Origin of the sequence: Methylobacterium symbioticum (assembly GCF_902141845.1) — a bacterium.
In the GTDB taxonomy this organism is placed as follows: Bacteria; Pseudomonadota; Alphaproteobacteria; order Rhizobiales; family Beijerinckiaceae; genus Methylobacterium; species Methylobacterium symbioticum.
Genome location: NZ_CABFPH010000011.1, coordinates 1 through 12,271 on the forward strand (window position 1 = coordinate 1; position 12,271 = coordinate 12,271).

The 12,271-nt window shown below is 69.9% G+C and carries 9 protein-coding genes and 1 tRNA gene; 7 read left to right on the forward strand and 3 right to left on the reverse strand.

Translation table 11 applies throughout. The features are described 5' to 3' along the window. Window positions 1-1,446, forward strand: a 1,446-nt coding sequence (locus tag MET9862_RS05940; protein ID WP_142582190.1) for an NAD(P)H-hydrate dehydratase, incomplete at its 5' end; no start/stop codon positions are given. Here MET9862_RS05940 and MET9862_RS05945 read toward each other — a convergent pair. Beyond that, on the reverse strand, window positions 1,439-3,022 hold the full coding sequence (locus tag MET9862_RS05945) for a multicopper oxidase family protein (RefSeq protein WP_142582191.1): 1,584 nt from the start codon (window positions 3,020-3,022) through the stop codon (window positions 1,439-1,441). The two genes, MET9862_RS05940 and MET9862_RS05945, sit on opposite strands and share 8 nt — an antisense overlap. Before the next feature lie 222 nt (window positions 3,023-3,244). Between MET9862_RS05945 and MET9862_RS05950 the strand changes: the two genes are divergently transcribed. The 6 genes from MET9862_RS05950 (at window position 3,245) to MET9862_RS05975 (ending at window position 10,644) form a co-directional block, all read left to right on the forward strand. Continuing rightward, a tRNA-Leu gene (locus MET9862_RS05950) sits at window positions 3,245-3,329 on the forward strand. A 168-nt stretch (window positions 3,330-3,497) separates the two neighbouring features. Beyond that, complete coding sequence (gene tig, locus MET9862_RS05955) at window positions 3,498-4,886, forward strand: trigger factor (RefSeq protein ID WP_142582192.1); 1,389 nt, start codon at window positions 3,498-3,500, stop codon at window positions 4,884-4,886. A gap of 132 nt (window positions 4,887-5,018) precedes the next feature. Further along, entirely contained in the window at window positions 5,019-5,645 is a 627-nt protein-coding gene (locus tag MET9862_RS05960) for an ATP-dependent Clp protease proteolytic subunit (protein ID WP_142582193.1), read from the forward strand. Between the two features lie 212 nt (window positions 5,646-5,857). Continuing rightward, window positions 5,858-7,129 (forward strand): ATP-dependent Clp protease ATP-binding subunit ClpX, encoded by a 1,272-nt coding sequence (gene clpX / locus MET9862_RS05965; protein ID WP_142582194.1) that lies wholly within the window; start codon window positions 5,858-5,860, stop codon window positions 7,127-7,129. A 288-nt stretch (window positions 7,130-7,417) separates the two neighbouring features. Continuing rightward, window positions 7,418-9,838: an endopeptidase La gene (gene lon / locus MET9862_RS05970; RefSeq protein WP_142582195.1), complete on the forward strand. Its 2,421-nt coding sequence runs from the start codon at window positions 7,418-7,420 to the stop codon at window positions 9,836-9,838. Window positions 9,839-9,912: 74 nt separating this feature from the next. Continuing rightward, the gene (locus MET9862_RS05975) at window positions 9,913-10,644 is read left to right on the forward strand and encodes an aspartate/glutamate racemase family protein (RefSeq protein ID WP_142582196.1); all 732 of its coding nucleotides are present in this window, start codon (window positions 9,913-9,915) and stop codon (window positions 10,642-10,644) included. On the opposite strand, the gene MET9862_RS05980 is transcribed toward MET9862_RS05975, so the two are convergent. Together MET9862_RS05980 and mepA are read right to left on the reverse strand one after the other, a co-directional pair. Further along, window positions 10,645-11,241: a nitroreductase family protein gene (locus MET9862_RS05980; RefSeq protein WP_142582197.1), complete on the reverse strand. Its 597-nt coding sequence runs from the start codon at window positions 11,239-11,241 to the stop codon at window positions 10,645-10,647. 70 nt (window positions 11,242-11,311) lie between these two features. Then, window positions 11,312-12,235, reverse strand: coding sequence for a penicillin-insensitive murein endopeptidase (gene mepA / locus MET9862_RS05985; RefSeq protein ID WP_142582198.1), 924 nt, complete (start codon window positions 12,233-12,235; stop codon window positions 11,312-11,314). Between the last annotated feature and the right edge of the window lie 36 nt (window positions 12,236-12,271).

A 12,271-nucleotide genomic window follows, 5' to 3' on the forward strand; every position in this document is an offset into this window, starting at 1 on the left:
GCCGCCCGCGCCCGCGCGCGCCTCGCGGAGGGGGGCGCCGCGGAGAGCGCCCGCGAGGGCGGCGCCGTCCTTGTCCTGTGCGGGCCCGGCAACAACGGCGGCGACGGCTTCGTGGCCGCGCGCCACTTGGCGAAGGCGGGCTTCGCCGTGGAGGTGATCCTGCTCGGGCACCGTGACCAGCTTTCCGGCGACGCGGCCGGTGCGGCCGCCGCCTGGGCCGGGCGGGTGCGCGAGGGCGTGCCGGAGACGCTGCCGCCCTGCAGCCTCGTGATCGACGCCCTGTTCGGGGCCGGGCTCTCGCGCGACCTCGACGGGGAGGCCCGCGCCCTGGTCGAGCGCGTGAATGCCTCGGGCCTGCCTGTCCTCGCGGTGGACGTGCCGAGCGGCCTCGACGGCGATACCGGAGCGGTGCGCGGCGCTGCCATCCGCGCCACGGAGACCGTGACCTTCGTCGCGTTCAAGCCCGGCCATCTGCTCCAGCCGGGACGGGCGCTCTGCGGCGACTTGCACTGCGCCGAGATCGGCACCGGGGCGGCGCTCTCGGCCGGGCTGGCGGCGTGTCCCGCGCTCTTCCGCAACGGGCCGGATCTCTGGGGGGCGGCCTTCCCGCAACTGACGGGCGAGAGCCACAAATACACGCGCGGCCACGCCCTCGTCCTGTCGGGGCCGGCCTGGCGCACCGGCGCCGCCCGGCTCGCCGCCCGCGGGGCGCTCCGCGTGGGCGCCGGCCTCGTCACCGTGGCCTCGCCCGCCGACGCGCTGCCCGAGAACGCCGCGCAACTCACCGCGATCATGCTGCGCCCCTGCGAGAGTGCCGACGATCTCGACGATCTGCTCACCGACGAGCGCCTCAACGCGGTCCTGCTCGGCCCCGGCCTCGGCAGCGGCGAGCCGGCCCGGGAGCGCGTGATGGTGGCGGCCTCGGCGGGCCGCGCCCTCGTCCTCGACGCGGATGCGCTGACGAGCTTCAAGGGGCAGGCCGCCACCCTCGCCGCGCATATCCGGGACGGGGAGGCGCGGGCGGGGCTGACCCCGCATGCGGGCGAGGTCGCCCGGCTCTTCGCCGGGGCGGGGGCTGGGGGGGAGGGGCGCGGTAAGGCCGAGCAGACCCGCCGCGCCGCCGCCCTCAGCGGCGCCGTGGTGGTGCTCAAGGGGGGCGACACCGTGATCGCGGATCCGGACGGGCGCGTCGCCATCAACGACCACGCCACGCCCTGGCTCGGCACTGCGGGGGCGGGCGACGTGCTCGGCGGCCTGATCGCCGGGCTGCTCGCGCAGGGCATGGCACCGTTCGAGGCGGCCTGCGCCGGCGTCTGGCTCCACGGCGATGCGGGCCTGCGCCACGGGCCGGGGCTGATCGCGGAGGACATCCCCGAGCTGATGCCGCAGGTGTTGTCCGCCCTGCTATCGGGCTTGTCGTGCGGCCTCCCGCCGCGGGTCAGGTGACCTCGAAACAGGTCCACAGGCCCGTATCGAACCGCTCCAGCACCGTGGCGCTGATCAGCCAGCGCCCGGGATTGTCGGCGAGGAAGGCGATGCGGGCGGTGCGGCCCTCGAGCAGCTGGAAGGTGTCGAGCCAGTAGGGCTCCCAGCCGTCGTCGAGGGGGTGGAGCAGGCGGAAGACGTGGCCGTGCAGGTGCAGGCCCTGCGGGAAGGCGGTGTCGTTGCGCAAAGCCAGCACCACCACCTGTCCACGCTTCACCGAGAAGATCGGCGCGAGGCCCGGCGCGCCGCTCGCTCCGTTCACCGACCAGACCTTGGCCGGGTCGCCCGTGAACACCGGCTCCGGCTGCGGCCTGTCCTTCGGCGCGTCCTTCGATATGTCCTTGGGCGCGTCCTTGCCGGGATTCTGGGCCCCGTCCTTGGGGACGATCGCCCCGCCCGTGAGGATGACGTCCCGGCGCACGGCGTTCTGCAGCTTGATCTCTGCGGGGAGCAGCTTGTTCTCGCCGATCGGAGCGATCGGACCGCGCTTCTCGGAGATGGGTTCGCCCTTGGTGACGACGCTCGCCAGGACGAGTCCCTGGCCGATCAGGGCGCTGATCGCCCCCTTGGCGCCCGGTTCGGGGGGCAGGTCGACCAGGAGGTCGTAGCGCGTGCCCGGCGGAAACGGCAGCGTGGCGCGTAGGGGCTCGAACGTGTCCGTCGGTTGCCCGTCCACCGCCGCGACATAGACCTTCATCCCGTCGAAGCGGATGCGGGTGCCCCGTGCATTGCAGGCATTGGCGATCCGCACGCGCACGCGCGCGCCGGGGCGCGCCTCGAAGATGTCGGGGACCGGCCGGCCGTTGACGGTGACGAGGTTGCCGAGCCGGCCGTTGGAGGCGGCAAGCAAGGTCTGCCCGAAGGGCATCAGGCTCGCATCGGACTCCAGGCGCCAGTCCTGCATCAGCAGCGCGACATCCGCATCGACAGCCGGCGGCGCCTTCTCCTCCACGATGAGCAGCCCTGCGAGGCCCCGTCCCGAGGGCTCGCTCGAGCCGCCCACCACGAGCGGGCGCATCAGGAAGGTGCCGGCATCGGGCGGCGTGAAGGCGTAGGTGAAATCGCCGCCGGGCGCGATCGGCGCCTGGGTCACCCCGCCGACGCCGTCCATGGCGTTGCGGTTGCGCACCCCGTGCCAGTGCAGCGAGAGCGGCTTGTCGGTGCCGTTCTCGACCTTCAGGCGCAATTCCTCGCCGAGCTTGATCCGCAGCACCGGCGGTGCGGCCTTGCCGTCGAAGCGCCAAGCCGCAGTCTCGGCGGCGGGCTCGTCGCGCAAGCGGAGCTTGCCGGGCCCGGCGGTCAGCGTGCGGGCCGGCGCCTCGGCGGCGGCCTCGGGCTTCGGGGGCTCGGGCTTGGTCTCTTTCGCCGCATCCCCGGCGGCGGGCCTGCGTCCGCCCTGGGCCAGGGCCGCGCCCGGCGCCAGCCCGAGCAGCGCCGCCCCCTGGAGGAGCGTCCGGCGCGTGGGTGTGCCTGTGGGCTCTTCTGCGATCGTCTCTGAAGCCGGATCTGCGGGCCTGCCAGCGGAGGAGAGCCGCATTGTGCAAGGCGGCGTCTGACGAGGCGGCGTCTGGCGAGGCGGCATCGGAATCCTTGCGCGAGCGGGGCCGTCGCTTGTAGCCGCGGCGTCCCTCCGGCGCCACCGCCGCTGCTCCTTCGCGAAGCCCATCGACGCCCGGTGCAAGTTTTTTGCTGCTTGCCGCGGCGCGCGTGCTATAGAGCCGCCCTCCGGCGGCCGGATTCGCGCCGGGCGTCGGCGCGCGCGGGCGTGGCGGAACTGGTAGACGCGCTGGATTTAGGTTCCAGTGTCGCAAGACGTGGGGGTTCGAGCCCCTCCGCCCGCACCAGCGCCGCCGCAGGGACCGGTATCGGCTTCAGCCTCGAGTGGGACGCCGACCGCCGACCCGTACCGTTCCGCCCCGCCCGCATCCGCCGTCCCGATGCGCGCCCGAAGGGCGGCGCATCACCGACGTTTTAAGACCCGACCACACGGACCGTTTTTGAGAGCGACGACGATGCAGGTGACCGAGACACATTCCGAGGGGCTGAAGCGCGCCTATCAGGTTCTGCTCCCGGCCAAGGACCTCGAGGATCGCCTGAATTCCGAGCTGACGGGCCTCAAGGACAAGGTGCAGCTCAAGGGCTTCCGCCCGGGCAAGGTGCCGGTGGCGCATCTGCGCAAGGTCTACGGCCGCTCCGTGATGGCCGAGGTCGTCCAGAACGCGGTGAACGAGGCCAACCAGAAGATCATCACCGACAACAACCTCAAGCTCGCTCTCGAGCCGCAGGTCGAGTTCCCGGAGGACAAGGCCGAGGTCGAGAAGGCGCTCGAGGCCAAGGGCGACTTCGCCTTCAAGGTGAACCTTGAGGTGCTGCCGACCTTCGAGCTCGCCGACCTCTCGGACGTGAGCCTGACCAAGTACGTCGCCAAGCCCTCCGACGCGGAGGTGCAGGAGGCGCTCGACCGCATGGCCGGCCAGTCCCGGCCCTTCGCGGAGCGTGACGAGGGCGCCGAGGCGCAGTCCGGCGACCGCGTCACCATCGACTTCGTCGGCCGCATCGACGGCGTCGAGTTCGAGGGCGGCAAGGGCGAGGGCATCGACCTGGAGCTTGGCTCGAACACCTTCATCCCGGGTTTCGAGGACCAGCTCGTCGGCGCCAAGGTCGGCGAGGCCCGCGTCGTCAAGGCGACCTTCCCGGAGGCCTACGGCGCTGAAGCCCTGGCCGGCAAGGATGCCGAGTTCGACGTGACCGTCACCAAGATCCAGGCGCCCGGCGAGGCCAAGATCGACGACGAGCTCGCCAAGAATCTCGGCCTCGAGAGCCTCGACAAGCTGAAGGAGGCGATCTCCCAGGCGATCGGCTCGGACTACGAGGCGGCCTCGCGGCGCAAGCTCAAGAAGGGCCTCCTGGACGCGCTGGACGGCAAGTACGCCTTCGACCTGCCGCCCTCCCTGGTCGCCCAGGAATTCGCCAACGTCTGGGCCCAGGTCGAGCAGGACCTGAAGGCCCGCGGTAAGACCTTCGAGGACGAGGGCACCACCGAGGAGGCCTCGCAGGCCGAGTACCGCAAGATCGCCGAGCGCCGCGTGCGACTCGGTCTGGTGCTTGCGCAGGTCGGCGAGAGCGCCGATATCAAGGTCTCCGACGAGGAGGTGAACCAGGCCCTCATCGCCCGGGTCCGGCAGTTCCCGGGCCAGGAGCAGCAGGTCTGGGACTTCTACCGGAAGAACGCCCAGGCGCTGGCCGAGCTTCGTGCGCCCCTGTTCGAGGAGAAGGTGGTTGACCACGTTCTCTCGCAGGTCAAACTGGTCGAGGAGCCCGTCTCGAAGGAGGCGCTGTTCGCCGACGAGGATGCGGAAGCCGACGGCGCCGAGGCCTCGACCGAGTCGAAGGCCGACTAAGCCCGGCGTCTGTCCTGACTGGCAGCGGGCTGTATCGTTAGGCGGCGTTAAGCACCGCCGGTGTTCGCTGACATGCCCGGCCGCCGCCTGATTCGCGGCGCCGGGCCCCTTGGAGCCCTGGGGCAGGACGTGATGAGAGATCCGGTCGACTTCTACAACAGCGCGCTCGTGCCCATGGTGGTCGAGCAGTCGAGCCGCGGCGAGCGCGCGTTCGATATCTACTCCCGGTTGCTCCGCGAGCGGATCATCTTCCTGACCGGCCCGGTCGAGGATCAGGGCGCCTCGCTGATCGTGGCGCAGCTGCTCTTCCTCGAGGCCGAGAACCCCAAGAAGGAAATCTCCTTCTACATCAACTCGCCGGGCGGTGTGGTCACCTCCGGCCTGTCGATCTACGACACGATGCAGTTCATCCGCTGCCCGGTGACGACGCTTTGCGTCGGCCAGGCGGCCTCGATGGGCTCACTGCTGCTCGCCGCCGGCGAGCCCGGCCATCGCTTCGCCCTGCCCAACGCCCGCATCATGGTGCACCAGCCCTCGGGCGGCTTCCAGGGCCAGGCCACCGACATCCTGATCCATGCCCGCGAGATCGAGGCGCTGAAGCGCCGCCTCAACGAGATCTACGTGAAGCACACGGGTCGCGACTACGACACCATCCATCAGGCGCTCGAGCGCGACAACTTCATGACCGCCGACGCGGCCAAGGAGTTCGGCCTGGTGGACGAGGTCATCCACAAGCGGCCCGAGCCCGCCGCGGCCTGAGCCACGGAACCTCGCGTGCCCCCGGCGGCGTTTGCCGGCTGAGGGCACGCCCGCCATGGCCTTGATCCCGCCACGGCAGCGTGTTTGCATCGGCGTTCCGGGAGGAGCCGTCACAAGCGCGCAGGTGACTTTTTCTTTAAGCGGATTCCCTTACCTGTGAACGATGCGCGTGCGCCCCGGGCTGGCAGCGCACGACACGATCGGAGACCGATATGAGCAAGACTGGCGGCAACGACTCCAAGAGCACGCTGTACTGCTCGTTTTGCGGCAAGAGCCAGCACGAGGTCCGCAAGCTGATCGCGGGCCCGACGGTGTTCATCTGCGACGAGTGCGTCGAGCTGTGCATGGACATCATCCGCGAGGAATCGAAGTCCTCGCTGGTCAAGAGCCGCGACGGCGTACCCACGCCGAAGGAGATCCGGCGCGTCCTCGACGACTACGTCATCGGCCAGGACTTCGCCAAGAAGGTTCTCTCGGTGGCCGTGCACAACCACTACAAGCGGCTCGCTCACGCGACGAAGCACAACGACGTCGAGCTCGCGAAGTCCAACATCATGCTGATCGGGCCGACCGGCTCGGGCAAGACGCTGCTCGCGCAGACGCTGGCCCGCATCCTCGACGTGCCCTTCACCATGGCGGACGCGACGACCCTGACCGAGGCCGGCTATGTCGGCGAGGACGTCGAGAACATCATCCTCAAGCTGCTCCAGGCCTCCGACTACAACGTCGAGCGGGCGCAGCGCGGCATCGTCTACATCGACGAGATCGACAAGATCTCCCGCAAGTCGGACAACCCCTCGATCACCCGCGACGTCTCGGGCGAGGGCGTGCAGCAGGCGCTCCTGAAGATCATGGAGGGCACCGTCGCCTCCGTGCCTCCGCAGGGCGGCCGCAAGCACCCGCAGCAGGAGTTCCTGCAGGTCGACACCACCAACATCCTGTTCATCTGCGGCGGCGCCTTCGCGGGGCTGGAGCGGATCATCTCCCAGCGCGGCAAGGGCACCTCGATCGGCTTCGGCGCGAGCGTGCAGGCGCCCGATGACCGCCGCACCGGCGAGATCTTCCGCTCGGTCGAACCGGAGGACCTGCTGAAGTTCGGCCTCATCCCCGAATTCGTCGGCCGCCTGCCGGTTCTGGCGACCCTGGAGGATCTCGACGAGGCCGCGCTCAAGAAGATCCTGCAGGAGCCGAAGAACGCGCTCGTCAAGCAGTACCAGCGCCTGTTCGAGATGGAGAACGTCGACCTGACCTTCCAGGACGAGGCGCTCTCGCTCGTCGCCCGCAAGGCGATCGAGCGCAAGACCGGCGCCCGCGGCCTGCGCTCCATCCTGGAGACGATCCTCCTCGACACGATGTACGACCTGCCGGGTCTCGACTCGGTGGAGCAGGTCGTGATCGGGCCGGAGGTGGTCGAGGGCAAGTCACGCCCGCTCTACATCCACGGCGACCGCAACAAGGAAGCGCCGGCTAGCGTCAGCGCGTAGGGCTGGGCTGCCCTCCGTGCATGCGTAACGCCTTGAGAGGGCAGGCCGAATTTGGATTCGGCCCCCTCCGCGGCGGAGGCGGCGGCATCTTGAAAACGGTGCTGCCGGACATCACCTGAGGCTCAGCGCGGTGGCCGTCAGCCCACTCCGGGGGACGGTGCCGCGCCACCAGCCGCAAAGTTCTCGTACCTTTTTTCCGACCCTCGCGGCCCGGTCGGCGCCTGGCAGGGTGCTTGCTCCCCGTATCGGAGGAGCGCGAGCCCGGCGTCCATCATGAGGAAGTCAGACATGACTCAGTCGAAATCGCGCCAGCCTGTCGTCCCGGGCTCGACAGGGACCTACGCGGTCCTGCCGCTGCGCGACATCGTGGTGTTTCCGCACATGATCGTGCCGCTCTTCGTGGGGCGCGAGAAGTCGATCCGCGCTCTCGAGGAGGCGGTGCGCACGGACCGCCACATCCTGCTCGCCACCCAGATCAACGCGGGCGACGACGACCCGGCCACCGACGCCATCTACACGATCGGCACGCTCGCCTCCGTTCTGCAGCTTCTGAAGCTGCCCGACGGCACCGTGAAGGTGCTGGTCGAGGGAGCCGGCCGTGCCAAGATCACCGGATTCACTCGCTCGGACGAGTTCTACGAGGCCGAGGCCGAGGCGCTGCACGACGAGCTCGGCGACAAGGTCGAGGCCGAGGCGCTCGCACGCTCCGTGCTCTCGGAGTTCGAGAATTACGTCAAGCTGAACAAGAAGATCTCGCCCGAGGTCGTCTCCGCCGTCACCCAGATCGACGAGCCCTCGAAGCTCGCCGACACGATCGGCTCGCACCTGCTCGTCAAGATCTCCGACAAGCAGGGCATTCTGGAGACCCCCACGGTGGCCCAGCGCCTGGAGCGCGTGCTGTCGCTGATGGAGAGCGAGATCTCGGTCCTTCAGGTGGAGAAGCGCATCCGGACCCGCGTCAAGCGGCAGATGGAGAAGACCCAGCGCGAGTACTACCTGAACGAGCAGATGAAGGCCATCCAGAAGGAACTCGGCGACGAGGACGGTCGCGACGAGTTGGCCGAGCTCGAGGAGAAGATCGAGAAGACCAAGCTCTCGAAGGAGGCCCGCGAGAAGGCCACCGCCGAGCTGAAGAAGCTGCGCCAGATGTCGCCGATGTCGGCCGAGGCTACGGTCGTGCGCAACTACCTCGACTGGATGCTCGGCATCCCGTGGGGCAAGCGCTCGAAGATCAAGAAGGATCTGCTCGGAGCCCAGGCGCTGCTCGACGAGGACCATTTCGGCCTCGACAAGGTCAAGGAGCGGATCATCGAGTACCTCGCCGTGCAACAGCGGGCGAACAAGCTCACTGGCCCGATCCTCTGCCTCGTCGGCCCTCCCGGCGTCGGCAAGACCTCGCTCGGCAAATCGATCGCCAAGGCCACCGGCCGCGAGTTCGTGCGCATGTCGCTCGGCGGCGTGCGTGACGAGGCCGAGATCCGCGGTCACCGCCGGACCTATATCGGCTCGATGCCCGGCAAGATCGTGCAGTCGATGCGCAAGGCCAAGACCTCGAACCCGCTCATCCTGCTCGACGAGATCGACAAGATGGGCATGGACTTCCGCGGCGATCCGTCCGCGGCGCTCCTCGAGGTCCTGGATCCGGAGCAGAACGCGACCTTCAACGACCATTACCTCGAGGTCGATTACGACCTGTCGAACGTGATGTTCGTGACGACGGCCAACACCCTCAACATCCCTGCGCCCTTGATGGACCGCATGGAGGTGATCCGCATCGCCGGCTACACCGAGGAGGAGAAGCTCGAGATCGCGCGCAAGCACCTGATCCCGAACGCGCTGAAGAAGCACGGCCTCGACACCAAGGAATGGTCGGTCGACGATGAAGGGCTGCTCATGCTCATCCGCCGCTATACGCGGGAGGCGGGCGTGCGCAACCTGGAGCGCGAGATCTCGAACCTGATCCGCAAGGCGGTGAAGGAGATCCTGATCACCAAGATCAAGCAGGTCGTGGTGAACGTCGAGACCCTGCCGGTCTTCCTCGGCCCGCCGAAGTTCCGCTACGGCGAGATCGACGCGGACGATCAGGTCGGCGTGGTCACGGGTCTGGCCTGGACCGAGGTCGGCGGCGAGTTGCTGACGATCGAAGGCGTCATGATGCCCGGCAAGGGCAAGATGACGGTCACGGGCAACCTGAAGGACGTGATGAAGGAGTCGATCTCGGCGGCGGCCAGCTACGTCCGCTCGCGCGCGCTCGACTTCGGCATCGAGCCGCCGCTCTTCGAGCGTCGGGACATCCACGTCCACGTTCCCGAGGGGGCGACCCCGAAGGACGGCCCGTCCGCCGGTATCGCCATGGCGACCGCCATCATCTCGACGCTCACCGGCATCCCGGTGCGCCGCGACGTGGCGATGACGGGTGAGGTGACCCTGCGTGGCCGCGTCCTGCCGATCGGTGGCCTGAAGGAGAAGCTGCTCGCCGCGCTCCGCGGCGGCATCAAGACGGTGCTGATCCCGGAAGAGAACGCCAAGGACATCGCCGAGGTGCCCGACAGCGTGAAGAACGGCCTGGAAATCGTGCCGGTCGCTCGGATGGATCAGGTTCTGGAGCGGGCGCTGGTGCGCCAGCCCGAGCCGATCGAGTGGGACGAGCCGCTGCCCGCGGCCAAGCCCGCCCGCGACGAGGACGGCGCCGCCTTCGTCGCCCATTGATCGCCCGATCGGGCCTCGCCTGAGACCGGCCCCCGGAGCATGCTCCGGGGGCCTTTTTTCTGTCCGGACCGGACATGCCGCGCATCCTGCTGATCAACCCGAACACCACGCAATCCGTGACCGCGCTGGCCGTGGAGCATGTGCGCCGCATCGCCGGGGAGGGGGCGGAGATCGTGCCCGTCACCGGGCGCTTCGGCGCGCGCTACATCGCGAGCCGGGCGGCCGCCGCAGTCGCGGGGCACGCGGCCCTCGACGCCCTGGCAGAGCATGGGGCCGGGTGCGATGCCGTCTATCTCGCCTGTTTCGGCGATCCGGGCCTTGCGGCTCTCAAGGAGGTCTCGCCGGTGCCGGTCGTCGGGATGGCGGAGGCGGCCTGCCAAGTGGCGGCGGAGGGAGGACGCCGGTTCGGCATCGTCACCGGCGGCGCGCTGTGGCCGGCCATGCTCACCGAATTCGTCACGCTCCTCGGTCTACGCGAGAGCCTCTCCGGTATCCGCGCGGTGGCGCCGACCGGTGGCGAGATCGCCCGCGACCCGGACCGGGCGCTGGCAGGGCTCGCCGCCGCTTGCCGGGCCTGCGCCGCGGAGGACGGAGCCGAGGCCGTGATCCTCGGCGGCGCCGGCCTCGCAGGACTGGCCGCGCGGATCCAGCCGGACGTGCCCTGCCCGGTGATCTGCTCGGTCGAGGCCGGGACGCGGGCGGTGCTCGCAGCGGCCGGCACCCGGGTTCGACCCACGGTGCCGCCGGTTCAGAGCATCGGGCTCGGGGCCGGGCTGACGCGGCTCCTGGCGCGCGGCCCCGTCTGATCAATCCCGCGCCGGGAACGGTCCCGCATGGGTGAAGTCGGTGATCGGGCGGCGGCCGTTCGGCTGCTCCCGGCCCTGCTGCTCATCACCGAGCTGGTCCCAGGGGATCGCCCGGCCGACCGCGTAGGCCGCCTCGACACGGTGGTGTTCGGGCAGGTTCAGCACCTCCGGCGCGCGGGCATGGTCGAACCCGCCCATGCCGTGGGCGTGCCAGCCCTGGCGGATCGCCTGCAACTGGAAGGCGAGGGAGGCCGCGCCGGCGTCGAGAGAGTGGCTGTAGGACGGCTTCAGCTCGTCCCCGACCTTCATCCGCGTGTTCGAGACGAGGAACAGGATCGCGCCCGTATTGGCCACCCATTTCTGGTTGCCGGGCACGAGGAGGCCGAAGAAGGTGTCCCAATGCGCGTCCCCGCGCAGCGCGTAGAGGAAGCGCCAGGGCTGCGAGTTGTAGGAGGAGGGCGCCCAGCGCGCGGCCTCGATCATCCGCATCAGCTCTGCTTCCGGCAGAGCCTCGCCCGTGAAGGCGCGCGGCGAGCGCCGCTCCAGGAAGAGCGGGTCGATGGCGTGGTCGGGCTGGCGCGGTGTCGGTTCGGTCACGGGCGGTCTCCGGTGGGCGCCGCGCGGGCAGCGCAAGCGTGACCGGAGGATCGGACCGCGCACGGAAAAATCAAGGCGCCTTCAGCACGCTGCGGCAAGCGGCGGGCAGTGCGGCCATGGTCATCGGGGGCTTGGGCTTCGGTTTCACCTTCGGCGGCTTCGGATTCAGAACCGCGTCGCTGAACCAGTAGGCGAGCTCCTCGCCGCAGCCGTCGCCGCCGGGCGGGGGCGCCTGATCCTCGCAGGCGCCCTGGCCGTCCGGGCAGGCAAGGCGGATATGGAAATGGTAGTTGTGCCCGTACATCGGGCGTACCTTGGAGAGCCAGGAGCGGCTGCCCGTGGTCTCGCGGCAGAGCGCCTTCTTGATCGCCGGGTTGACGAAGAGGCGGGCCACCTCGGGCTGCTCCGCGGCGAGGCGGATGATGCGCAGGTGCTCCGGCGTCCAGGCCTCCGGGTCGATGTCGAGCCGGTCGGCGCGCACCACGTTGGTGGCCGACATCTCCTCGCGCTCCTGCCGCGTGAGGCGGCGGTTCGGCATCGGCGTCAGCCAGACATCGGCGTCGAGGCCGAGCTGGTGCGAGGCGTGGCCGGTGAGCATCGGCCCGCCGCGGGGCTGGGACATGTCGCCGACGAGGAGCCCCGGCCAGCCGACCCGCGGCGCCTGCGCCGCGAAGCGCTCCAGGAAATCCACGAGGTAGGGAGTCCCCCACATCCGGTTGCGCGAGAGGCGCATCACCTGCCAGTGGGACCCATCCACGGGAAGCGCCTCGCCGCCGGCGAAGCAGCCCTTGGCATAGGAGCCGTAGGCGCGCACCGGCCCCGATGCGGGGCTGGTGGCGCGGCCGAACAGGGCCTTGGCCGGCGTGGCGGGATCGTCCGGATTGGCGAGCGGGGGCAGCGGCTTCGGGGTGAGCGTGCCCCTGTCCTGCGCCGCGGCGGAACCGGCGCCGAGCAGGAGGAGGGCGGCGGCGAGGAGGCGCGGCGTGATCGGCATCGAGGATCCGTCTCTCCGGTCGGCGTTTTCCGGGGG